This is a genomic window from Streptomyces sp. NPDC007917 (genome assembly GCF_042959105.1).
Classification (GTDB): Bacteria; Actinomycetota; Actinomycetes; order Streptomycetales; family Streptomycetaceae; genus Streptomyces.
On the sequence record NZ_JBIBKK010000004.1, the window covers coordinates 465,082 to 488,166 of the forward strand.

22 protein-coding genes and 1 pseudogene are annotated in these 23,085 nt (G+C 69.5%); 18 read left to right on the forward strand and 5 right to left on the reverse strand.

Annotated features, from left to right (window positions below):
• Positions 1 to 236: 236 nt before the first annotated feature.
• The 9 genes from ACFZDL_RS10240 to ACFZDL_RS10280 all read left to right on the forward strand — a co-directional run bounded on the left by ACFZDL_RS10240 (position 237) and on the right by ACFZDL_RS10280 (position 8,481).
• On the forward strand, positions 237 to 926 hold the full coding sequence (locus ACFZDL_RS10240; RefSeq protein ID WP_353596243.1) for an AMP-binding protein: 690 nt from the start codon (positions 237 to 239) through the stop codon (positions 924 to 926).
• Positions 926 to 1,555: a hypothetical protein gene (locus tag ACFZDL_RS10245; RefSeq protein WP_353596242.1), complete on the forward strand. Its 630-nt coding sequence runs from the start codon at positions 926 to 928 to the stop codon at positions 1,553 to 1,555. The genes ACFZDL_RS10240 and ACFZDL_RS10245 overlap by 1 nt, the downstream gene beginning before the upstream one ends.
• Before the next feature lie 32 nt (positions 1,556 to 1,587).
• Positions 1,588 to 3,186, forward strand: coding sequence for an aldehyde dehydrogenase (locus ACFZDL_RS10250; RefSeq protein WP_353596241.1), 1,599 nt, complete (start codon positions 1,588 to 1,590; stop codon positions 3,184 to 3,186).
• 83 nt (positions 3,187 to 3,269) lie between these two features.
• Positions 3,270 to 4,553: an aspartate aminotransferase family protein gene (locus ACFZDL_RS10255; RefSeq protein ID WP_353596240.1), complete on the forward strand. Its 1,284-nt coding sequence runs from the start codon at positions 3,270 to 3,272 to the stop codon at positions 4,551 to 4,553.
• A 2-nt stretch (positions 4,554 to 4,555) separates the two neighbouring features.
• Complete coding sequence (locus tag ACFZDL_RS10260) at positions 4,556 to 5,047, forward strand: SRPBCC family protein (RefSeq protein ID WP_353596239.1); 492 nt, start codon at positions 4,556 to 4,558, stop codon at positions 5,045 to 5,047.
• Positions 5,048 to 5,081: 34 nt separating this feature from the next.
• Positions 5,082 to 6,128, forward strand: a complete 1,047-nt coding sequence (locus ACFZDL_RS10265; protein ID WP_353596238.1) for a beta-ketoacyl-ACP synthase III — start codon at positions 5,082 to 5,084, stop codon at positions 6,126 to 6,128.
• 55 nt (positions 6,129 to 6,183) lie between these two features.
• Positions 6,184 to 6,414, forward strand: a complete 231-nt coding sequence (locus tag ACFZDL_RS10270) for a phosphopantetheine-binding protein (protein WP_353596237.1) — start codon at positions 6,184 to 6,186, stop codon at positions 6,412 to 6,414.
• The gene (locus tag ACFZDL_RS10275) at positions 6,414 to 7,634 is read left to right on the forward strand and encodes a beta-ketoacyl-[acyl-carrier-protein] synthase family protein (RefSeq protein WP_353596236.1); all 1,221 of its coding nucleotides are present in this window, start codon (positions 6,414 to 6,416) and stop codon (positions 7,632 to 7,634) included. The genes ACFZDL_RS10270 and ACFZDL_RS10275 overlap by 1 nt, the downstream gene beginning before the upstream one ends.
• Before the next feature lie 151 nt (positions 7,635 to 7,785).
• Positions 7,786 to 8,481, forward strand: a complete 696-nt coding sequence (locus ACFZDL_RS10280; protein WP_353596235.1) for a pentapeptide repeat-containing protein — start codon at positions 7,786 to 7,788, stop codon at positions 8,479 to 8,481.
• Here the strand turns inward: ACFZDL_RS10280 and ACFZDL_RS10285 are convergent.
• A complete protein-coding gene (locus ACFZDL_RS10285; RefSeq protein ID WP_353596234.1) occupies positions 8,450 to 8,842 on the reverse strand; it encodes an AraC family transcriptional regulator in 393 nt (130 codons plus the stop codon). The two genes, ACFZDL_RS10280 and ACFZDL_RS10285, sit on opposite strands and share 32 nt — an antisense overlap.
• A 7-nt stretch (positions 8,843 to 8,849) precedes the next feature.
• A complete protein-coding gene (locus ACFZDL_RS10290; RefSeq protein ID WP_353596233.1) occupies positions 8,850 to 10,220 on the reverse strand; it encodes a hypothetical protein in 1,371 nt (456 codons plus the stop codon).
• A 199-nt stretch (positions 10,221 to 10,419) separates the two neighbouring features.
• Here ACFZDL_RS10290 and ACFZDL_RS10295 point away from each other — a divergent pair, with 199 nt between their 5' ends.
• The 6 genes from ACFZDL_RS10295 (at position 10,420) to ACFZDL_RS10320 (ending at position 15,960) form a co-directional block, all read left to right on the forward strand.
• Positions 10,420 to 11,415, forward strand: coding sequence for a helix-turn-helix domain-containing protein (locus tag ACFZDL_RS10295; protein WP_353596232.1), 996 nt, complete (start codon positions 10,420 to 10,422; stop codon positions 11,413 to 11,415).
• A 395-nt stretch (positions 11,416 to 11,810) separates the two neighbouring features.
• A complete protein-coding gene (locus ACFZDL_RS10300) occupies positions 11,811 to 14,078 on the forward strand; it encodes a nitrate- and nitrite sensing domain-containing protein (protein WP_353596231.1) in 2,268 nt (755 codons plus the stop codon).
• A gap of 35 nt (positions 14,079 to 14,113) precedes the next feature.
• Positions 14,114 to 14,500: a roadblock/LC7 domain-containing protein gene (locus tag ACFZDL_RS10305; RefSeq protein ID WP_391190850.1), complete on the forward strand. Its 387-nt coding sequence runs from the start codon at positions 14,114 to 14,116 to the stop codon at positions 14,498 to 14,500.
• A gap of 11 nt (positions 14,501 to 14,511) precedes the next feature.
• Complete coding sequence (locus ACFZDL_RS10310; RefSeq protein ID WP_353596229.1) at positions 14,512 to 14,886, forward strand: DUF742 domain-containing protein; 375 nt, start codon at positions 14,512 to 14,514, stop codon at positions 14,884 to 14,886.
• Positions 14,867 to 15,463, forward strand: coding sequence for an ATP/GTP-binding protein (locus tag ACFZDL_RS10315; RefSeq protein WP_353596228.1), 597 nt, complete (start codon positions 14,867 to 14,869; stop codon positions 15,461 to 15,463). Before ACFZDL_RS10310 ends, ACFZDL_RS10315 begins: the two co-directional genes overlap by 20 nt.
• Before the next feature lie 86 nt (positions 15,464 to 15,549).
• Positions 15,550 to 15,960, forward strand: coding sequence for a VOC family protein (locus tag ACFZDL_RS10320; RefSeq protein ID WP_353596227.1), 411 nt, complete (start codon positions 15,550 to 15,552; stop codon positions 15,958 to 15,960).
• Between the two features lie 128 nt (positions 15,961 to 16,088).
• Here the strand turns inward: ACFZDL_RS10320 and katG are convergent, their stop codons facing one another.
• Together katG and ACFZDL_RS10330 are read right to left on the reverse strand one after the other, a co-directional pair.
• Positions 16,089 to 18,305, reverse strand: a complete 2,217-nt coding sequence (gene katG, locus ACFZDL_RS10325; protein ID WP_353596226.1) for a catalase/peroxidase HPI — start codon at positions 18,303 to 18,305, stop codon at positions 16,089 to 16,091.
• A gap of 33 nt (positions 18,306 to 18,338) precedes the next feature.
• Positions 18,339 to 18,776: a Fur family transcriptional regulator gene (locus ACFZDL_RS10330; RefSeq protein ID WP_353596225.1), complete on the reverse strand. Its 438-nt coding sequence runs from the start codon at positions 18,774 to 18,776 to the stop codon at positions 18,339 to 18,341.
• 323 nt (positions 18,777 to 19,099) lie between these two features.
• Between ACFZDL_RS10330 and ACFZDL_RS10335 the strand changes: the two genes are divergently transcribed.
• Positions 19,100 to 20,332, forward strand: a complete 1,233-nt coding sequence (locus ACFZDL_RS10335) for a right-handed parallel beta-helix repeat-containing protein (protein ID WP_353596224.1) — start codon at positions 19,100 to 19,102, stop codon at positions 20,330 to 20,332.
• A gap of 448 nt (positions 20,333 to 20,780) precedes the next feature.
• Here ACFZDL_RS10335 and ACFZDL_RS10340 read toward each other — a convergent pair.
• Positions 20,781 to 21,143, reverse strand: a pseudogene (locus tag ACFZDL_RS10340) (NAD(P)-dependent oxidoreductase); the annotation flags it as partial.
• Between the two features lie 279 nt (positions 21,144 to 21,422).
• Here ACFZDL_RS10340 and ACFZDL_RS10345 point away from each other — a divergent pair.
• Complete coding sequence (locus ACFZDL_RS10345; protein ID WP_353596223.1) at positions 21,423 to 22,598, forward strand: DUF2235 domain-containing protein; 1,176 nt, start codon at positions 21,423 to 21,425, stop codon at positions 22,596 to 22,598.
• A 90-nt stretch (positions 22,599 to 22,688) separates the two neighbouring features.
• Entirely contained in the window at positions 22,689 to 23,024 is a 336-nt protein-coding gene (locus ACFZDL_RS10350; protein WP_353596222.1) for an enolase C-terminal domain-like protein, read from the forward strand.
• Positions 23,025 to 23,085 lie beyond the last annotated feature (61 nt).

Genomic DNA, 23,085 nt, shown 5'->3' on the forward strand with positions numbered 1-23,085 from the left:
ATCACCGTCTGGGAGTACACGGTCCCCGAATACGGTCGAGGGTGGATGGCGGGCATCCGCAGAGAGTGCAGTTACTGCTACACCGGCCGCTGTATGTTCGCGATTCGCTGCGTTGATACGTTCATCGGCACGCCACTGGAAATGCCGAGTGCCTTATCGGGTAACTGTTCTCCCTGCCGGGAGAACACACAGGTGGAGGTTTCCGTTACGTGAGCTTGTCTCGTGTCATTAGTAGAATGTTGTCTACTACCCGAGGGTTCACGTTTGCCCCAGGAGGGTCGGCCGAATTCCTCAGCTTCGCCGATCTCAAAGAGGCTGCCGAGGGCATCGGCAGAGGGGTCGCCGCCGCCGGCTTCACGCCAGGGGACCGCGCCATTCTCATGCTCTCGGACCAGCGTGAGTTCATCACCGCCTTCATGGGAATGGAGCGGGCCGGGGTGATCCCGGTCCCGGTCTTCCCACCCGCCCTGCCGACCCGGACCGAGTCCTACCGGGAACGTCTGGTCTCCCTTCATGCGTCGTGCCTGCCGCGCCGGATCATCGCCGACGAGCGCCTCTTCGACCTGTGCGCGGAGTGCGTCGGCGAGCGGCCGCTGCGCTACGCCCAGCTGTCCGCCGGTGAAGCGGCCGAGCAGCCGGGGGACGCCCCGCTCTTCGTGCCGTACGCCCCCGAGTTCTCCGCCTGGCCCGCTCCGCCGCACGCGTTCGCGCGGCGCCTTGCCCCCGCCGGGTTCCGGGAGCCGGCGGTCACTTCCTCGTACACCCTCGCCCCTCAGCAGGCGAAGGAACCACTCGATGACGATCCGCCGAAGAGCGGCAACGCTCAGGACGCCCCGATCGGGATCGCCGCCGACTGGCTGACCGGCGTCTGGCAGCAGTGCGCGGTCAGATTTCCTGCTGTATCGCGAACCCCGGATGGAAAGTGATGAAATTGATCGAAGTGAAGACGTCCACGGATCTGGACGCCATTGTTGACACTCTTACCGCGGCCTTCATCGAGGACGACCCGGTCGTCAATTGGCTGATACCGCCGGAGACTCCTGAGCGGGAGCGCTACCTGCGTGGCTTTCTGCGCGCCTGGGTGAAATTCATGCTGGACCACGAGGGGACCGCCATCGTCACGGCGGACCACAGTGGCGTCATCGTGTGGGAGCCCTCGCCCTCGGGGAGGACGGTCCCCGTCTCCGCGGAGGACGAGGAAGCGTTCCTCGCGGATATCGCCGCCTCCACCGGCCCCGCGGAGAAGCGCTGCCTCCAACTCATCGAAGCGCTCGACACGAACTATCCGGACGGCCTTCCGCGGCACGGGCACATCGCGCTCGCCGCCGTACGCCCGGAGGCGCGCGGCACGGATGCCAGGACCGCCCTCACCGACGAGCTGGTGAAACTCGCCGTCTCCCTCGATCTTGGAGGCTATTGCGAGGCCTCGTCCGAGCGGAACGCCCTGCTGTGGGAGCGGCTTGGCATGCAGCGCATCGGTGAACCGATCCACCTGCCCGAATCCGAGGTCAGCTTGATCCCCATGTTCATTCCGCCGCCCGGGGGCCAGGGTTGAGCGTGCGCGGGGCCGACTCGGAGAAGCCTTTGATGCGTGAGAACCCCTTGCACAGCTACAAGCTCTATATCGCGGGCAAGGACGTCGAGGGTGACGGCTGGGTGTACACCGTCAGCGCACAGTCGCTGCTCGAGGACGTCTTCACGAGCGTCAGTCTGAAAAGGGAGCTGGAGCGGAATTCCGAATCGACGGCCGCGGACCATCCCTATGTGGTGGGCCGCTGCGCCGTCGCGTCCGATGCCGCGATCGATCTGGCCACGGAGGCCGCGGCGTCGGCCGCGCCGGGCTGGGCGGCGATCCCGCTGGAGCGCCGGATGCGTCTTGGCACCCTGTTCCGGGAGGCACTGGAGGGCCGCCGGGACGAGTTCCTGGCCATGCTGGTCGCCGAGGGCCATCCGGTGAGCCTGGCCCGCTGGGAGCTCAGCTGCCTGTTCCAGGTCTACAGCGAGGAGAGCCTGGACTGGTACCGGCAGCGCATGCATACGGAGTTCGAGCACGCCGGGCGGCGGCTGATCGTGCGCCGCCAGCCCGACGGCGTGGTCGCCTTCAACCCGCCGCAGAACGCCCCCGCTCCCAGCGCCGCCCTCGCGGTACTCGCCCTGATGGCGGGCAACGCCGTCGTCGTACGGGCGCCCCGCTCCATCGCCCTGTCCACCATGTGGGTGCTGCGCGATGTCGTCGCGCCGCTGCTCGACGAGGTCGGGGCGCCGCCCGGTGTGCTCAACGCGGTGTGCTCCAACCCGAAGCAGACGCTGGACCGGTGGATCGAGAGCCCGCTCATCGACGACATCTTCTACATCGGCGGCAGCAAGGAGGGCCTGGCCTTCCAGGAGCGGTGCGTCGCGCACGGCAAGAAGCCGATCCTGGAGCTGGCCGGCAACGACAGCATCGTCGTGTGGAAGGGCGCGGACCTCACGCGCGCCGCCGAGGCGATCTGTGAGTCGTTCTACGGCTCCGGGCAGATCTGCATGGTGCCCAACTGCGTCCTGGTGCACCCCGCCGTCGCCGACGAGCTGATCGCCGCGGTCAAGGAGCAGGTCAAGACCGTACGCCCCGGCCATCCCGAGGAGGAGGGCGTACTGCTGTCCCCGGTCCGCCGCAGCGAGCGCTTCTTCGGGCTGCTCCAGCAGGCCCTGGCGGGCGGCGCGGAGCTGGTCACCGGCGGCAGCCGCACCGAGCTTGACGGCACCCCTTCGGAGACCGGCGTCTTCCTCCAGCCCACCGTGGTGCGGGTGAACGGGCTGCCCGGCGCGCGCCGCCTGGACGTCGTACGCCAGGAGACGTTCTTCCCGCTGCTGCCGGTCATCGTCCCCGAGCCGTCCTCCGACGACGAACTCCTGAGCGGCTTCATCGATTTCGTCAACACCAACGAGTACGGGCTGCGCAACTCGCTGTGGGCCGGCTCCGACGACGTCATCGACGCGTTCGTACAGCGTGTCGTCAACGGCGGCCTGCTGAAGGTCAACGACTCGCACATCGGGTTCCTGCCCTATCTGCCCAGCCACGGCGGGACCGGTCTGACCGGCGGCGTCTTCGGCGAGGCCAACTACCCGATGCTCAAGACCTCGCACCTCCAGGGCGTGTCCATCGCCCGTGACGCCAGCCCGCGTGAGGCGGTCTTCGGGTCCTGACGCCCCCGCGGCCGAACGCGCCTTGCCGCCCCATCGCTCCAACCGCTCCGATTCACCACCGCACATTCCGGAGGACGTTACCCGTGACCGTGATCCAGGGAGCCCGGGTCGACACCGAGGAGGAGATCCTCAGCCTGTACCGCGCCCACCTCAGCAAGGGGCGGGCGACTCTCGCCGAGCTGTTCGGCAGCCATATGGAGGTGGAGTCCTCCGGGGCCTGGCTGACCACCAGCGACGGCGAGCGGTTCCTCAACGCGGGCGGCTACGGCGTCTTCATCATGGGCGCCCGGCACCCCATCGTCATGGAGGAGGTGGAGCGCCAGCTGCACACCCACCCCACCGCCACCCGCATCCTGCTGGAGCCCACCGTGGCCCGCGCGGCCGAGGCGCTGGTCTCCGTCATGCCCGAGGGCCTGGACCGGGTGCACTTCGCGCTGTCCGGCGCCGAGGCCGTGGAGACCGGCCTCAAGCTGGCCCGCGCGGGCGGCCGCAGGCGTACCGTCTCCATGCGCGGCGGCTACCACGGCAAGACGCTCGGCGCGCTGTCGACCACCGCCAAGGAGGTCTACCAGGCTCCGTTCCGCCCGCTGCTTCCGGACGTCCGGCACCTGCCGTTCGGCGACGCGGAGGCGCTGGAGGCGGAGTTGCGCGCCCACCCCGGGGAGGTGTGCGTCATCCTCGAACCCGTCCAGGGCGAGGGTGGCGTGATCATCCCGCCCACGGGCTACCTCAAGCAGGTCGAGGAGCTCGTCCGCGCATACGACGGCTTCCTGATCCTCGACGAGGTGCAGACCGGCTTCGGCCGGCTCGGCGAGTGGTGGGGTGCCGACACCGAGGGCGTGGTCCCCGACGTCCTGCTCACCGGCAAGGCCCTCGGCGGTGGCGTCCTGCCCGTCTCCGCGGCGGTCGCCACCCGTCAGGCGTTCCGCCCGTTCGACAAGGACCCCTACGTCCACACCGCCACCTTCTCCGGACAGCCGCTGCTGATGGCCGCCGTCCAGGGCGCCATCCGGGCGGTCAAGGAGGAGCGGCTGGTGTCCCGGGCCATGGACCTCGGCGCGGTGCTGCGCTCGCGGATCTCCGAGATCGCCCACCGCAACATTCCCGGCCAGCTGGTGGACGTACGCGGGCAGGGCCTGCTGATCGGGGTGGAGCTGGTCGAGGCGGGGCTGGCCGGCGAGCTGCTGATCGAGCTGTTCAACAACGGAGTCGTCGCCAACCACTCGATGATCGGCAGTTCGGTGGTGCGTTTCACACCGCCGGCCACCCTCACCGAGGGCGATGTGCGCTTCTTCCTCGAATCCTTCGACAAGGCCACCTGCGATCTGATCAGCGGCTCGGCCACCATGCCGGAAGGCGGTAACTGAACGTGCGGCACGTGGAACTGGACGCCGTAGTGCGCTCCGAGAAGGCCGGCCACGTCTTCGGATGCGTGGTCCAGTGGGAGAGATACCCGCAGCTCGCCCCGCATGTGCAGGCCGCCACCGCGCACGTCGCGTTCCCCGCTGACGAGGGCGGTTCGAGCTGGGAGCTGCACTTCCGCAGCGGGCTGCTGCGCTGGACCGAGAAGGAGCGGTTCTTCCCCGAGCGAGGTGAGATCCACTTCGAACAGACCGACGGCGACTTCGACAGCTTCGCCGGCCGGTGGCACATCACGCAGAGCGGCGACGACGTACTCGTCCGCTTCGACGCCGACTTCGACTTCGGCATCCCGAGCCTCGAGGGGATTCTCGACCCCATCGCCGAACGGGTGATCAAAGAGACGGTCGCCTGGGCGATCACCGGGCTGTTCGACGTTACGGAGATACGCGGCGACGTCCCCGTGGGCACCCCCGAGGCCGCCGTCACGGGCGGCGCGTAGGCCGGGCCCGGACGCGTAAGGAGAACGCGCAGCCATGAACGGTTCGTTGGAGGGTGTCGCCGTGGCCGGCGGCGCGCCCGCGTCCGTGATCGTCGGTCTCGGGGCGTACGTCCCCCCGAACCCGGTGACCAACCACGACCTCGCCGCCCGCCTGAACACCTCCGACGAGTGGATCCGTACCCGTACCGGCATCTCGTCCCGGCACATGGTGCTGCCCGGACAGGCCACCTCGGATCTCGCGGTCGAGGCGGGCCGGCGGGCGCTGGAGTCGGCGGGGCCGGAGCATGCGGATGGTGTGGACGCCGTGGTGCTCGCCACCGCCACGCCCGACCGGGCCTGCCCCGCGACCGCGCCCGAGGTCGCCTGGAGGCTGGGGCTCGGCACGGTCGCGGCCTTCGACGTCTCGGCCGTGTGCGCCGGATTCCTGTACGGGCTGGCCACCGCGACCGGGCTGATCGCGGCGGGCACGGCCGGCCGCGTGCTGCTCATCGCCGCGGACGCGTTCACCACCCTCGTCGACCCGCGGGACCGCGCCACCGCGGTGATCTTCGCCGACGGGGCAGGGGCCGTGGTGCTGCGGGCGGGTGAGCCGGACGAGCCCGGTGCGGTCGGCCGCGTCGTGCTCGGCAGCGACGGCTCGCTCGGCGGACTGCTGCACGTGCCGGGCGGCGGATCCCGGCGGCGCGGCGGGGGCGAGCCGGCGAAGCCCGGCGACGAGTTCCTGCGGATGGCCGGGCGCGACACCTACCGGCACGCGGTGCGATGGATGGCGGAGTCGTCCCGGCAGGCGGTGCGGGCCGCGGGCTGGAACCTGGCGGACATCGACCGGCTCGCCGCCCACCAGGCCAACGCGCGCATCCTCGCGACCGTCGCGGAGGATCTCGGCATCCCCGAGGACCGGCGGCTCTCCAACATCGCGCACAACGGCAACACGGTCGCCGCCTCGATCCCGTTGCTCCTCGCCGACGCCACCGCCGACGGCAGCCTCGCGGCCGGCCACCGGGTGCTGCTCACCGCCTTCGGCGCCGGACTCGCCTGGGGCGCGGTGACGGTGATCTGGCCGGAGGTCAAGCCCGGCTGACGCCCCCTCGGCACGGCCACTCCCCCACTGCGCACCCTTCGAAAGGAACACAGCCATGTTCGACACCCTCAAGGAAATCCTGGTCAGCAAGCTCAAGGTGACGCCGGAGCAGGTCGTCCCGGAGGCCACCAGGGAAGATGTCGAGCTCGACTCGCTGGCCGTCGTCGAGCTCTCCCTCGTCCTGGACAAGGAGTTCTCCATCGTCATCAGCGACGACGAGCTGCTCGAGGTGGACACCATCGGCGACATGGCGCGCCTCATGGAAGAGCGGAGCGCGAAGGTCTGATGGGCCGCCACGATGTCGCCGTCACCGGACTCGGCCTGGTCACGCCGGCGGGAGTCGGGGTCGGGCCGAGCTGGGAGGCGGCCCTGGAGGGGCGGCCCACCGCCGCCCATGACCCGGAACTCGCCGGCAACCCGGTGCGGATCTCCTGCCGTGTCCCGGGCTTCGACCCGGACCGGCTGCTCGGCGGTCGCCGGGCCCACCGGCTGGACCGCTTCGTGCAGCTCGCCCTGGTCGCCGCCCGGGAGGCGGTCGCCGACGCCGGGCTCGACCCGGCCACCTGGGACGGCGGCCGGGTCGGTGTGGTCCTCGGGTGTGCCGACGGCGGCCCCGGCACCGTGGAGGCACAGCACCGGGTACTGATCGAGGAGAGCCCCGGCTGGGTGTCCCCGCTGCTGCTGCCGATGCAGCTGCCCAACATGCTCGCCGGGCAGACCGCCATCGAGTTCAGGGCCACCGGCCCCAATCTGGTCGTGGCCACCGCCTGTGCCTCGGGCGCGAGCGCCATCGGCACCGCACGCGATCTCCTCGCCCTCGACCGCTGCGACATCGTCATCACGGGCGGCAGCGAGGCGATGATCACCCCTCTGGTCATGGCCGGATTCGCCAAGATGGGCGCCCTGTCCAAACGCGACGACGACCCGGCCACCGCCTCCCGGCCCTTCGACGCCGACCGCGACGGCTTCGTCGCGGGAGAGGGCGCGGGTGTACTGGTCCTCGAGCGCGTCGCCGACGCGACGGCCCGCGGCGCACGCGTACGGGCCAGGATCGCCGGCTACGGCGCGACGGCCGACGCCCACCATGTGACCTCGCCGCACCCCGACGGCATCGGGATCGAGGCGGCGCTGCACGCGGCGCTCGCGGACGCGGGCGCCCGCCCGGGGGACGTCCAGCACGTCAACGCGCATGGCACCTCCACCCCGCTCAACGACCTGGCCGAGGGCCGTATGCTGCACCGCGCGCTCACCGGCGATCCGCTGGTGACCTCGACCAAGGGCGTCACCGGCCATCTGCTCGGCGCGGCCGGCGCGGTGGAAGCGGCATTCAGCGTGCTGACCGTCGAACACCAATGTGTGCCGCCCACCGCCAATCTGCACACGCCCGACCCTCGCCTCGACATCAAGATCGCCACGGCTTCGACCGCCACCCGCATCGACCTCGCCCTGTCCAACTCCTTCGGCTTCGGGGGCCAGAACGCGGTCCTGGCGATAGCGAGGGCATAAGGCGGCAACACGCGGGGACCAGGGTGAGTGCCGCTGTCGTTCCAAGGGCTCGGCTACGCTGGGCAAGGCGCGGGTGTCACGGCTCCCGCGCCCTCACCAGCACTGCGGCACGGCACGGCACTCCGCGACCAAGCGGCGGCAGGGATGACCCATGAACACGCGTTGGCCCCGTTCGCTCTCCTGCGTCATCGTGACCGCCCTGTCCTCTGCCCTCCTCATCGGCTGCGGGGAGGAGAAACATGGCCGGAGCTGTTCCGGCCACCAGGGCAAGGACCTCTCCGGCCGTACCGTCGCCGGTGACGAGCTGTTGCAGAAGACACTGCGCTGCGTCAACCTCGAAGGCGCCACACTGACCGGGTTCGTGTCCGAGGCGAATCTGCGCCGCGGCAACCTCTACAAGGCCCGGCTGACCGGTGCGTCGCTGGAGAACGTCGACCTGCGCGGTGCGGACCTCCGCGGGGCCGATCTCAGCTCCGCCTCCCTCTCGGAGGTCGACCTGCGCGACGCCGATCTGAGCGATGCCGTGCTCGGCAAGGGTCTCCTCGAGGACGTCGGCTTCGGCGGCGCACACCTGGCCGATGTGGATCTGCGGGCGGCCTCCCTCACCCACGTCGACCTCACCGAGGCGGATCTGAGCGGCGCCGATCTGAGCGGGGCCACGCTGTCCGACTCGGACCTCCGCGGCGCGCGCATACGGGACGCCGACCTGTCGACGACGAGCTGGGAGAACGTCGTCTGCCCGGACGGCTCCCGATCGAAGGCGGGGACTTCCTGCACGAGCCACCTGACCCGGGCGGCCGGGGCGGCCGGGACGGTCAGGAACTCGGCCGCATCCACGCCTTCGTGAAGCAGCTCGGCACGTCGAGGGCCGCCGCTTCCTTGCGGTACGCCCTCGGCGAGCGGCCGACGATGTCGCGGAACGTACGGCTGAAGGTCCCCGGGCTGCCGAAGCCGACGTCGAAGCAGATGTCCGTCACGCTGCGGTCGCTCTCCCGCAGCAGGAACATCGCACGCTCGACCCGGCGGCGCTGCAGATAGCGGTGCGGCGTCTCGCCGAACGTGGCGCGGAAGGTGCGGGTGAAGTGTGCCTCCGACACATGGGCGATCCGGGCCAGCGCCGGGACGTCCAGCGGCTGCGCATAGGCGCGGTCCATGGCGTCCCGCGCCCGAAGCATGCGGCGGTTGGTCTCCTCTGTGGCACGGCTCACGACGCCATCACACCACAGTTCTGCCGGTCCTCATCTGCTTGCGTACCGTCCACGCGGCCCGCACCACCGTGCCGGGGCGCATCAGGGTCTTCACCGGGGAGAGCATATGCGCCACCTCCAGGAAACGTCGGTGTACCACCGGGTCGGTCACCGATGCCCGGACGATGAGGTCACTGAGCACGGAGGCGACCTTGAAACCCCGGGGCCGTGGCCCGGTGACGTGCGGCAGCTTCAGGTCATTGACGGCGGACGTCTGCCACGCGTCGTCCACGACGGCCCGGACCTGCTTGAAGTACGACCATGCCGGGTCCCGTAGGGAGCGCCCGGATGCGAGATGGCCCGCCAGGCACGAGGCGTGCATCGCGGCCGAGGACATGCCCTGCCCGTATATGGGGTTGAACGAGGCCAGGGTGTCACCGATCGCGACGAGTCCGGCGGGGAAGCGGTCCAGCCGGTGGAAGTCGCGCCGTCGATTGTCCGGATGCCGGTAGGCGACCGGCTCCCCGATCGGCTCGCCGGCCTCTGCCAGTCGGCGAAACGGTGCCGCCGGGTCCTCCTTGCAGCGGAGCAGGAACTCCTCGATCCCCCGCCCCGGGCGGTCGTCGGCGTACCCGGCCACCAGGACGACCCACCGGTCTCCCTCGACCCGGCCGAGGGTGCCGAGCCGCAGTCGGCCGTCCGGGAGGGTGGACAGGGACTGTGCCAATGTGGCGTCGTGCGGCCCCTCCGGCGAGCGGAACAGCGCGGTGGCATAGCCGAGGTCCACCCGCATGCGGCGTGTCTCCGGCTCCGGCCAGCCGCCCTCCCGCAGCCAGGCCCCGATCCGGCTGGCGCGGCCGGTCGCGTCGACCACCAGATCGGCGGCCAGGACCTCCTCGTCGGCCGTGTCCCCCTCCCCGGCCGGTTGCCCGCCCACGTAGCGCACCCCGCTCACCCGGTCGCCGGTGAAGGCCAGCCCACGCACCCGACCGTTGACCAGCCGCAGATTGCCGAGTTCCCACACCCTGCGGCGCAGGTGCGACTCCAGGAAGGGCCGCGTGGCGCTGATCATCTCCACGCCGCCGACCAGCACCTTGAGCCTGCCTTCGAGATAGCTGTGCACATCCGTCCCGGTGTCCGCGAGGGCGGCACCGTCGGCGACGAGTTCGGTGGCGAAGCCGGGCAACCAGTGGTCGATCTTGCGGCGGCCCGCGTCCAGCAAGGCGTGCATCTGGGTGCCCTGCGGAACACCGGGGCGAGGCCCCTGACCACCCCAGAACTCGCCCGAGGGGGCGATGTCATCCTGTTCGAGGACGAACACCTCGTCCGCGTGGTCACTGAGCACCCGGGCGGCCAGCAGCCCCGCGACGCTGCCCCCGAGTATGACGGCCCTGCGCATCTCCACCTCCTGTGTGCGGCTTCCCGCACCTGCCGCCCCGGCCGTACGCCGGGAAGGGAGCGGCGGAGAACATGGTGAACTTTCAACTCCGCCCTGAACCGACCATCCGCGCACCCGGTCTGTACATTTCTGGCTCGCTCACTGCACCTGGTCTGTACATTTCTGGCTCGCTCACCTCTCACAAAGGAAGGACTGTGCGATGAGCCTGCCTCCCGGCATGTCACCCGACGTCGACGCCTGGCGTGGAATGCTGCACGACTGCCTGGTCGAACTCGACGCGATCCCGATCGGCGGCACAGGACGCGGTGGCGCCTACACGGGCTGGGCCCGCCAGCTCGACCTGGGGTTCCTCACCCTGACCGACGTCGGTTCCGACCCGGTGCGGGTCGTACGCGCGCCGAGGATGCTCGTCGGCAATCAGGACGACTTCTACTTACTGTCGATCGCCCGGGAAAACAGCTTGTCGATCAACGGAAACACGCGGACCCATCTGCGGCGCGGAGACGCGGTTCTGCTCGACAGCACCGCCCCCTTCCAGCTCAGCGCCGAGGAGTTCGCCCATCACCTCGTGCTGACACTGCCCCGGGCGGACGTGACAAGGGTCATGCCGGTCAGCGGGGAACGCATCGGACGCCGTATCGCCGCCGAGAACCCGGTGCTGCGCGTCCTGCGGGCCACGATCGCGGAGATCTGTGCCGGCGGCGCGCGATTCGAGCCGGACTTACTGCCGGAACTCGGCCACACCTTACGTGAGTTGATGTTCTCCGTACTGCGGTCCGACGAGCTCACCGACCAGGCGGAGGTGAACGGACTCCTCGGACACCACGCGCAACTCCTGCGCATGCAGGACTTCATACAGCGCCATCTCGCCGAGCCGGATCTGTCCTCGAAGGCGGTGGCGGCGGCGTTCGGGGTGTCCGTGCGCTACGTCGAGCTTGTCTTCCGGGAAAGCGGCACGTCACCGGCCCGGTACATCCGCCGGACCCGGATGGAAGAGGCTCGCAGAAACCTGGCGAACCCCCGGCAGCGACAGCGCTCCATCGCCGCGATCGCCCGATCCGTCGGCATCGAGAACCCGACCGTATTCACGCGTATGTTCCGCCACTTCCACGACATCACGCCCAGCGAATACCGGCGGTCCCAGACCGGGCAGAGCCGCCGATCCAGGGCGGCGGAAGCCCCGCCGCCTCGTTGACCGGCGCCCGCAACGGGGGCTCGACGACATCCGTGCGCGGTCGGATGCACTGGTGCGGGAATTGACAAGTTTGTGTTCGTGAATCGTCGACAGCGGCGCCCCGGGTTCCGGCACCGTGGGCGCCGATGTCACACGGGGTGTCACCGCATGTGCTCCGGCCCGCCACCAAGCAGGGAAAACACGACTTGCTGTCCGATTCGCCACATGCCGCCGACGCGGCCCCTAACGCGGATTCAACCCCGCAACCCGCCCTGCCAAGGCGCGAGGCCGCGCCGAACGCCGCAAGACGCGGCAAACGGGGCCGGGTCAGACAGCGTGCGGCCCCCCGGCGGACACCTTTCTCCTCGCGCGGACTTCGAGCCCCCTGGTCGATCCGGACCCGTGTCCTCGTCCTGGTGCTCGTCCCGAGCCTGGCTCTGACCGCGCTGTGGGGCACCTACACGGTCAACGGGTTCAACCAGGCGCTCGACCTGCGGCAGACCGTGCGGGACGTGGAAGCGGTGGGGGTCAAGAGCGAGACCGCGATGGTGGCGCTTCAGGAGGAGCGCCGGCTGTCGATGATCTACCTGGCTCGGCCCGGAGCGGACCGGGGGCAGCTCGAGCGGCAGCGCGCGGACACCGACCGGAAGCTCGCGGCGATGCGCACGGCGGCGGGGCCGGTGGTCACGCACAACCCGCCCGCCCTCAAGCGGATCTTCGGGCAGATCAGCAAGGGCCTCGCGATGCTGCCCGGATTTCGGCAGCAGATCGACGCACGCAAGGTGAGTTACGGCGACGCATACGCGTTCTACACCGGCGCCCTTAGCACCGGCATGTCGTACTTCGAGGCGGAAGCCCGCCTGACCAACGACTCCAAGACGCTCAACGAAGCCACGACCGCCGCGACTCTGTTCCGCGCACTCGAGGGCCTCGCGAGGCAGAACGCGGTGCTGTCCGCGGGGCTGTCGTCGCCGAACGGCATGTCCGCCGAGGAGCAGCGACAGTTCAACCGGCTCGTCGGTGTGCAGCAGGAGCAGTGGAAGGTGGTGGCCCCGGCTCTGCGGGGAGCGCAGGCGGAGCGCTACCGGGCGATCACCTCCGGGCCCGAGTGGAAGGCGCTGGCCGCCGCGGAGCAGTCGGCCATGAAGACCGGCCGGATTCCGACCGGCTTCGAGCGCTGGCAGACCTCGATGCTCAAGGTGGCGGCAAACCTGCAGCGGCTCACCCTGGATCAGGTGGACTTCGCGGTCGGATACGCCAACGACCGAGTCGACACCCTGATGACCTCGGTGATCCTGACCAGTGTGGGAGCCCTGCTGGCCATCGCGCTGGCCGTGCTGATCTCCGTGCTCGTCTCACGGGCGCTGATCCGCCGGCTCCGGGAGCTGCGCGGTGCGACGCTGCGGCTGGCCGATGAACAACTGCCCGAAGTGATCACCCGGCTGCAGAAGGGCGACAAGGTCGAGCTCGCCGAGGCCGTCCCCGAGATCGGACACGGCACGGACGAGATCGGGCAGGTCGCCGGCGCGTTCGCCACGGCCCAACGCATCGCCGTGCGTGCGGCGATCGAGCAGGCCGAAACACGCGAGGGCATCAGCCGCGTGTTCCTCAACCTCGCGCAGCGCAGCCAGGGGCTGGTGCACCGGCAGCTCGCCCTGCTGGACATGCTGGAACGCGGAAGCGAGGATCCCGATCTGCTCGCCGAACTGTTCCGGGTGGATCACCTCGCCACCCGGATGCGGCGCAACTCCGAGAACCTGTCCATCCTCGGCGGCGCGATGCCCGCCCGGCGCTGGCGTCAGCCGGTGCGGCTGGCCGAGATCCTGCGGGGTGCGGCCTCGCAGACCGAGGACTACTCCCGGGTCAAACTGGCCGGCATCCCCGAGGTCATGCTCGCAGGACCGGTGGCGGGCGACATCATGCACCTGCTGTCCGAGCTGGTCGAGAACGCGACGACGTTCGCCCCGCCGCATACGAGTGTGCAGATCCATGCCGAGGTCGTGCCCAAGGGGCTCGGGATCGAGATCGAGGACCGTGGCATCGGCATGGCCGAAGAGGTCCGCGAGGAGGCCAACCGCCTGCTGGCGGCGGCGCCGGAGTTCAATGTCATGGGCTTCACCCAGGACACGCGCCTCGGTCTGTTCGTCGTCGCACGGCTGGCGGCCCGCCACAACATCAAGGTCACCCTTCGCCCCTCCCCGTACGGGGGGACCTCGGCCATCGTGCTGGCGCCGCCGGAACTCCTGGAGGTGGCGGGGACCGAGACCGAGACCGGCATTCCGATCCACGACCGCGCCGAGGCGATGGCGGGAACGGCGGCGCCGCGCCTGGGGACGTCGCCGCCCCGCCGGGAGGAGCCGCACGTGGCCGACCACGCCACACCCGAACGCAACGACCCCCCGGACACGGGGCGTCCGGAGCGGCCACAGCGAAGGTCGAGACAACTGCCTCGCCGTGTCCGCCAGGCGAGCATGCAACCGCAGCTGCTCCATCCCGTGGCCACGGAACCCGAAGCGGGGCCCGCGGAGCGGTCGGCCGAGGACGCCCGCCGGATGATGACGATGTACCAGCGCCAGTCGTACCGGGGGCGAGCCGACGCGGAGCAGCAGCAGGAACGGGGCAGCGGACAAGACGATGCGGCCGGGCACTGGCCGGCCGGAGAAGGGCAGTGGGACCCGCGATGACACAGATGCCGAAACAAGCCACCGACCTCCACTGGATGCTGGACGACCTCGTCCGGCGGGTCCCCCGGACCAGGCATGTCCTCGTGTTATCGGCCGACGGGCTGGTGATCGCCCACTCGCGCGATCTCGGCCGTGAGGACGCGGAACACATGTCAGCCGTCGCCTCCGGCTTCCAGAGCCTGGCCGGGGGCGTCGGACGGCGCTTCGGCGGAGGACCCGTGCGGCAGACCATCGTCGAGCTGGAGAGCTGTTTTCTGTTCGTGACCGGTGCGGGACGAGGTGCCTGCCTCGCCATCCTCGGTGAGGCCGATATCGACGTCGGTCTCGTCGCCTATGAGATGAACCTGATCGTCAAGCGTGTCGGTGAATACCTCGCCGCGGCGCCACGACAGGCGGCAGCCGTTTCGCCGTCGCCCTTCTGAGGTGAGGACCCATGTCCGAACCGGAGGAATCATGGTGGGACGTGGACGCAGGCCCCATCGTGCGCTCGTTCGCGAGAACCGGCGGCCGGACCCGGCCGACTCGGGACGAGTTCAACCTGATCACACTGATCATCGCCACGAACACCGATACGGCACGCCACGGTCTCGAACCGGAGCACATCGTGATCCTGCGCATGTGCACCGGCACCCCGCTCTCCGTCGCCGAGATTGCCGCTCGGCTGGACATGCCCGCAACAGTGGCCAAGGTCCTGCTCGGAGACCTACTCGACATGGGAGCCATCCACACCCGCGCGCCGATCGCGCTGGCGGAGGCCCCGGAAATCCACGTACTTCAGGCGGTACTCGATGGAATTCGCAGGCTCTGAGCCATATCCCGGTGCCGGCGGCCTCCCGACAGCGGTCAAGATCCTGATCGCCGGCGGGTTCGGCGCCGGGAAGACCACGATGGTCGGTTCCGTCAGCGAGATCTCCCCGCTCCAGACCGAGGAGGTGATCACACAGACGAGCGAGGGCGTGGACGACCTCAGCGGGGTGGAGGGGAAGACCACCACGACCGTGGCCATGGACTTCGGACGGATCACGATCAGCCAGGACCTGGTGCTGTACCTCTTCGGTACGCCCGGGCAGAACCGCTTCTGGTTCATGTGGGACGAGCTGGCCCTCGGCGCGCTCGGGGCCATCGTGCTGGCCGACACGCGGAGGATCGAGGACTCCTTCCCCGCCGTCGACTACTTCGAGCACCGCGGCACGTCGTTCGTCGTCGCGGTCAACCGCTTCGACGGAGCCTGTGACTACGACGTCGAAGAGGTCCGCTATGCGCTCGACCTCGACGCGCACGTACCGGTGGTGATGTGTGACGCGCGCTCCCGCGAGTCCAGCAAGCTCGTTCTCGTCACCTTGCTCGAACACGCGATGGCGAGCCGGATGTCGGCCGTTCGCTGATGAGTGCGGCGGTGACGGCCGGGGCGGGGTCGTCCTGAGCAGTTTTGGATAAGTTTTCGCCCGGTCGGCCGAGTAGCGTGAGGCACATGTTCAACGCCATCACGCACTCGACCATCTACGTCCTCGACCAGGACGAAGCCCTCGACTTCTACGTCGGCAAGCTCGACCTGGAGGTCAGCGAGGACATCGACCTGGGCTTCATGCGCTGGCTGACGGTCAGCGTCCCCGGCCACCCGGAGCGCCAGATCCTGCTGGAGAAGCCGGGCCCTCCGGCGATGTCCGAGGAGACGGCGCAGCAGGTCCGCGATCTGGTGACCAAGGGTGCGACGGCCGGCTCGCTCTTCTTCAGCACGGACGACTGCCGGAAGACGTACGAGACGCTGCTGGCCCGGGGCGTCGAGTTCACCGAGGAACCCACCGACCGCCCGTACGGAATCGACTGCGGCCTCCGTGACCCCTTCGGCAACAGCATCCGCTTCTGCCAGCCGAAGTCCTGAGAGCGCTCAGCCGGACGGAGCGGGTGCCTCGGCCGGCGCCGGCATGAGGACGTCCAGGTCGGCCGCCGCGGGCCGACCTGGACGTCCTGAACGGGATGTGAACCGGACGAGGCCGGATCGGACTCGACTCAGACGAGGTCGAACCGGTCGAGGTCCATCACCTTGGCCCACGCCGCAGCGAAGTCGCTCACGAACTTCTCCTTCGCGTCATCGCTCGCGTAGACCTCCGCCAGCGCGCGCAGCTCGGAGTTCGAGCCGAAGACGAGGTCGGCACGGGTGCCGGTCCACTTGACCTCGCCGGTGGCGTCGTCGCGGCCCTCGAAGACCGTCTGGTCCTCCGAGACCGACGACCACGTCGTGCCCAGGTCGAGCAGGTTGACGAAGAAGTCGTTGCTCAGCTTGCCCGGGGCGTCGGTGAACACGCCGTAGGAGGAGTTCTGGTAGTTGGCGCCCAGGACGCGCAGACCGCCGACGAGGACCGTCATCTCCGGCGCGCTCAGACCCAGCAGGTTCGCCCGGTCGAGCAGCAGGAACTCGGCCGGCAGGCGGTTGCCCTTGCCCAGGTAGTTGCGGAAGCCGTCGGCGGTGGGCTCCAGCGCGGCGAAGGACTCCGCGTCGGTGTGCTCCTCCGTGGCGTCCACACGGCCCGGCGTGAACGGCACCTCGATGTCGTACCCGCCGTCCTTGGCGGCCTTCTCCACGGCGGCGGCACCGCCGAGGACGATCAGGTCGGCCAGGGAGACCTTCTTGGCACCGGTGTTGAACTCGGCCTGGATGCCCTCCAGGACACGCAGCACCTGAGCCAGCTGGTCGGGCTCGTTGACCTCCCAGCCGGCCTGCGGCTGGAGGCGGATACGGGCGCCGTTGGCACCGCCGCGCTTGTCGCTGGTGCGGAACGTCGAGGCCGACGCCCACGCGGTGGACACCAGCTGCGAGACCGTGAGGCCCGAGTCGAGCAGCTTGGCCTTGAGCGCCGCGACGTCGGCCGCGTCGATGGCCTCGCCCTCGGCCTGCGGCAGCGGGTCCTGCCACAGCAGGGTCTCCTCCGGGACCTCCGGGCCGAGGTACAGCGACTTCGGGCCCAGGTCGCGGTGGGTCAGCTTGTACCAGGCGCGGGCGAAGGCGTCCGCGAATTCGTCGGGGTTCTCGTAGAAGCGGCGCGAGATCTGCTCGTAGACCGGGTCGAACCGGAGCGAGAGGTCCGTGGTGAGCATCGTCGGCAGGTGCTTCTTCGACGCGTCGTGCGCGTCCGGGATGATGGCCTCGGCGTTCTTGGCCACCCACTGCTTGGCGCCGGCCGGGGACTCGGTCAGCTCGTACTCGTACTCGAACAGGTTCTTGAAGAAGCCGTTGCTCCACTGGGTCGGCGTGGCGGTCCAGGTGACCTCCAGGCCGGACGTGATCGCGTCGCCGCCCTTGCCGGTGCCGTAGGTGCTCTTCCAGCCGAGGCCCTGCGCCTCGATCGGCGCGGCCTCGGGCTCGGGGCCGACGTTGTCCGCCGGGCCGGCGCCGTGGGTCTTGCCGAAGGTGTGGCCACCGGCGATGAGGGCGACGGTCTCCTCGTCGTTCATCGCCATGCGGCGGAAGGTCTCACGGATGTCGCGGGCCGCGGCGATCGGGTCCGGGTTGCCGTTCGGGCCCTCCGGGTTGACGTAGATCAGACCCATCTGGACCGCGCCGAGCGGGCTCTCCAGCTCACGGTCGCCGGTGTAACGCTGGTCGTCGAGCCAGATCTGCTCGGGACCCCAGTACACGTCCTCCTCGGACTCCCACACGTCCTCGCGGCCGCCGGCGAAGCCGAAGGTCGTAAAGCCCATGGACTCCAGGGCGACGTTGCCGGCCAGGATCATGAGGTCGGCCCAGGACAGGCTCTTGCCGTACTTCTTCTTGACCGGCCACAGCAGACGCCGGGCCTTGTCGAGGTTGCCGTTGTCCGGCCAGCTGTTCAGCGGGGCGAAGCGCTGCTGACCGGCGCCGGCGCCGCCGCGGCCGTCGCTGATGCGGTAGGTGCCCGCGCTGTGCCAGGCCATGCGGATCATGAGGGGGCCGTAGTTGCCGAAGTCGGCCGGCCACCAGTCCTTGGAGTCCGTCAGCACCTCGGCGATGTCCCGTTTCACGGCCGGGAGGTCGAGGCTCTTGAACGCCTCGGCGTAGTCGAAGTCCTCATCCAGCGGGTTCGCCACCGCGGGGTTCTTGGCAAGGATCTTCAGGTTGAGCCTCTCCGGCCACCACTGGCGGTTGCCACCGCCCTGGGTCGGGTGCAGGGCGCGCCCGTGTGCGACCGGGCAGCCGCCACCGCCCTCCGTCTGCGCGTCTGCGACGATTGCGTCATGGTTCTCTGACATGGGAATCCTTCCGGACTGGGCGGATCATGGTGCTCAAGAACTGCGGGCGGTGGAACAGTCGGGGCACACGCCCCAGTAGATGACCTCGGCCTCGTCGATCAGGAAACCGTGGTCATCGGACGCGGTCAGGCAGGGGATCTCCCCGACCGCGCAGTCGACGTCGGCGACAGCACCGCACGACCGGCATACGACGTGGTGGTGGTTGTCTCCGACACGTCCCTCGAACCGGGCCGGGCTGCCGGCCGGCTCGATACGGCGTATGAGCCCCGCCGCGGTGAGCGCGTGAAGGGCCTCATACACAGCTTGTACGGAGATGTGACCCACGCGATCGCGCACCCCGGAGGCGATTGCCTCGACACCGAGGTGGTCGCCGTCCCGAACGGTTTCGAGCAGCGCGACACGGGCAGCGGTCACTCGCAGGCCTGCACCGCGCAGCTCCTCGGCGGCGGCCGGGTTCCGGGATGCGTTCATGGCGCCAAACCTACCTCCCCAAAGACGATCCGTACAGTAAGACGAAGAATTCAAGTTTAAGGCTCGTCGCGCGTCAGGTCATGTTTGCCTCGTCGTGGCCCGACGTGGCGCGCGAGTGGTACCCGAACAGCACCCTCGATCAGCGGCGCAGACGGCGTTGACGCTTTGGCAAGCGCTTGCTAATTTGCCCTTTGCGTGATGGCCATCACCTGTAATGATGCGCTCCATCCTGCCTCTATGAGGACAGGAAGCGATCAGCAACCGCTCTCATGAGCTGCGTGCCGCCCCCACGGCAGCCCCCCACAACAGGAGGTCCCAGCGCCATGAAGCACACCCGGTTATCCCCCGCCCCACGGCAGAAGGTCTCCGCAGCCGCCGGCGTCCGCCGCACACACGGCGCCTTCGCCGCCGCGGCCGTGGCGGTGTTCGCGTCGGCAGCTCTGCTCGTGGTCCCGCCGTCCGCCTCGCAGGCCGCGTCCCTCGCCGGCAGCGACCTGTACGTGTCGCCGAACGGCAGCGCCGGCGCCCCCGGGACGGAGTCCTCTCCGACGACGCTCGCCTCGGCGATCACCCGCATCACCCCCGGCGGCACCATCTACATGCGCGGCGGGACCTACACCTTCTCGCAGACGGTCACCATCGCACCGGGCAACAACGGCACCTCGATCGCACCCAAGAAGCTGTCCTCCTACCCCGGCGAGAAGCCGGTACTGAACTTCTCGGCCATGAGCGAGGACCCGGCGAACCGCGGGCTCGCCGTCAACGGCTCCTTCTGGCACGTCTACAACATCGCCGTCGAGCGCGCCGGGGACAACGGGATCTTCGTCGGCGGCAGCAACAACGTCATCGAACGCACGGTGACGCGCTTCAACCGCGACACCGGACTCCAGATCTCGCGCATCGCCTCCAGCACCCCGCGCGACCAGTGGCCGGCGAACAACCTCATCCTGAGCTCGGAGTCGCATGACAACGCCGACTCCGACGGCGAGGACGCCGACGGCTTCGCCGCGAAGCTCACGGTCGGCTCCGGAAACGTCTTCCGCTACGACGTGTCGCACAACAACATCGACGACGGCTGGGACCTCTACACCAAGACGGACACCGGCGCCATCGGCCCGGTGACCATCGAGGACTCCCTCGCCCTGAACAACGGCACCCTCTCGGACGGCTCGCAGGCCTCCAACGGCGACCGCAACGGCTTCAAGCTCGGTGGCTCGGACATCGCCGTCGACCATGTCGTCCGGCGCAGCATCGCCTACCGCAACGGCAAGCACGGGTTCACCTACAACAGCAACCCCGGCCACATGTCGGTGTCGGGCAACATCGGCATCGACAACGCCCAGCGCAACTTCTCCTTCGACGGGGGCACTTCGGTGTTCCGGGACAATGTGTCGTGCCGCGGTGGCAGCGGGACCAAAGACCGCACCATCGGCGATGTCGACGCCTCGAACCAGTTCTGGTCGGGCACGAACGGGTCCCGGTGCTCGTCGTACGGCGGCGCGCTGAAGTGGTCCTTCGCCACGGACGGCAAGCTCTCCGTGTCCTTCGGCGGATAGCCGCCGGGTGCCTCCGCCACCCGGCTCGCCGAAGCCGGGCCGGGTGGCGGGGGCCGGGCGCCGGGCGGGACACGCGCCGGCACTCTCGCGGACGAAGTCCGCGCGTTGCCCGTACGTCGGACGGCCGGCCGAGCGCGTCGGTGCACGCCTCGATGGCCTCGATGACCGACACCATGTCGAGTCGGCCGTTTCCGAGCCGCACGCTTTCGCCATAGAGGGCGCTGCTCAGGTCCAGGAGCGGGGACGACACCCCGGCGGCGCGCGCCTGGTTCGCGATGAGGCGGGTGCTGGCCAAGGCGTCGGACGTCGCAGCCTGCACCGAGAAATCCCGCTCCATGAGCATCGGGATCTTCACCCTCGTCACATCGCAGGCCATCGGGCCCGCGTCGACGGCGGCCTGGAACATCAGGAGCGCGGTGCCCACCGCACCGCAGAACAGCGCCTCCCGGCACATCGGGGCGAACAGCGGGCGGATCTCGGCCACCGTGTCCGGATCGCCGCCGAGCATCGTGACCAGTTGGCCGGCCTCGGCAGGCTTCTTCGACCCGGACACGGGGGCTTCGACGAACCGCCCGCCCGCGGCGAGGACGTCGGCGGCGAGTGCGCGTGAGCAGTCGGGCTCCACCGAGCCCAGCACCGTGTCCGTCACCTCCTCGTTGAGCAGCATGACGAGCACGACGCGGGCGCGTGCGAAGACCTCGTCCACATCGGCCGCCACACTCGCCCCGAGGTCCCGCAGCGGCTCGGCGCGCTCGGCGGACCGGTTCCACACGACGAGCCGTGTGCCGGCCTTGGCCAGGTTGAGCGCCATGGGCGGCCGACCTCGACGCGTATCGGCAGTTCCAGGTCGACCATCTCACCCGTATCAAGGGCGTCCGGAGCGTCAAGACGGAAATCCCCAAGCAGAAGATCAAGCTGACGTCGGAGCTGCCCCTGTGAGCGGGTGGCGCGCGCCTGCCGACGAACCCGGGCGCGCGACCCTAGACTTGGTGGTTCGGATGGACGGAACCACATACCCCGACTTCAGCCCCGCCGGGGCAGGGCGGTAACTGTTGCCTCAGGTCCTCCGATGAACGGGAGGATGACTGCCATGCCCAAACGCCTCATCGTGTGCTGCGACGGCACCTGGAACACGGCCGATCAGGTCGAAGACAGGCAACTCTGCCCGACCAACGTCACCAAACTCGCCCTGGCGGTGGCCGACGAGGACACGGCCGGGAACCGACAGTGCGTCTACTACCACCGTGGCGTGGGCACCAGCCGGTGGGACCGTCTGCGCGGCGGCGCGTTCGGTGCCGGGCTGTCCCGCAATGTGCTGGACGCTTATCGCTTCCTCGTCGACAACTACGAACCCGGCGACTTCCTGTACTTCTTCGGGTTCAGCAGGGGTGCGTTCACCGCCCGCAGCGCCGCCGGCCTGGTGCGCAACTGCGGCATCCTGCGCCCGGAGAACTCCCACCGGATCGACGAGGCGTGGGCTCTGTACCGCAACTCGGCCGACCGGCCGAGCGGTGTCGCGTCCAGCCTGTTCCGCCGTGCGTACTCACACGACCCTCGGATCCGTTTCATCGGGGTGTGGGACACCGTCGGTGCCCTCGGTGTCCCGGCCCTCGGGCCCCGCTGGCTCAAACCCGTCGTGAGGTGGCTGAACCACCGGTACGAGTTCCACGACACCAAGCTCAGCACCCGGGTCGACGGCGCATTCCACGCGCTGGCCATTGACGAGCAGCGATCGGCGTTCGAGCCGACACTCTGGCACCAGCAGCCCGGGGCCGACGGGCAGGAGTTGAAGCAGGTGTGGTTCACCGGTGTGCACTGCGACATCGGCGGCGGATACCCCGAGACACCCCTGTCCGACATCACTTTGCTGTGGATGGTCGACCGGGCCCGGGAATACGGCCTGGAGTTCCAGCCCGGAGTCATCAGCTCCGAGGGCCCCAGCCGGATAATGCCGGGCGAGAGCGTCGACTTCAGGGTCGTGCCCGATCCGATGGCCCCACCGCACGCCTCCCGGACAGGGCTTTACCGCCTGGCCAAGCCCCTGCACCGGCCCATCGGCGAAGCCACGGACAAAGACGGACGCACCGACGGACGTGAGTACCTGGCCACGACCGCGAAGGAGCGCTACGACGGGGACCCCGGCTACCGGCCGCCACGGCTCGTCGAGTACCTGACCCAGCCGGAGAACGGGAGCCTTGAGCCAGTGCGCCTCGAGTCGGCGGTGCGGGCAGCGCCGCCCCTGCACGAGCAGCCGCGCGTCGAATAGTCGCACCCGGAGCGGAACGCGCAGGTCAGTGTCCGTGAGCCAGCTTGAACCCACCTTGCCCCGGTCCGACGGCCCGTCAAGCATGGAATTTTGTCAAAAGCGCGACCGGGGAGTGCCTGTACAGCTCCCATCGCCGATGCGCACTACGTCCCGGTCGCCCCGCACAACCCGCTCGGCCCGCTCGCCACCGCGGCGAACGTGCACTTCGCAGCCGCGACAACCAACTTCGACATCCTCGAGTACAAGCCGGACGACGTGTCATGGTGCCCCGACCCCTACCTGCCCGTCGATGGCCATCTCGAGCTGCGCCCGGACCGCCCCGGGTGGGGCATCGAGATCGACGAGGCCGCGCTCAAGACCGACGACTGGGTCGGCTGGAAGCGGAAGGTGCCGGTACGCCCTGACGGCTCGACAGCCTGGATGTGAATGACGGCCGGGCCGTGCCGGAGCGTTTCGGCTCCCGCACGGCCCGTCGCACGGCACACGC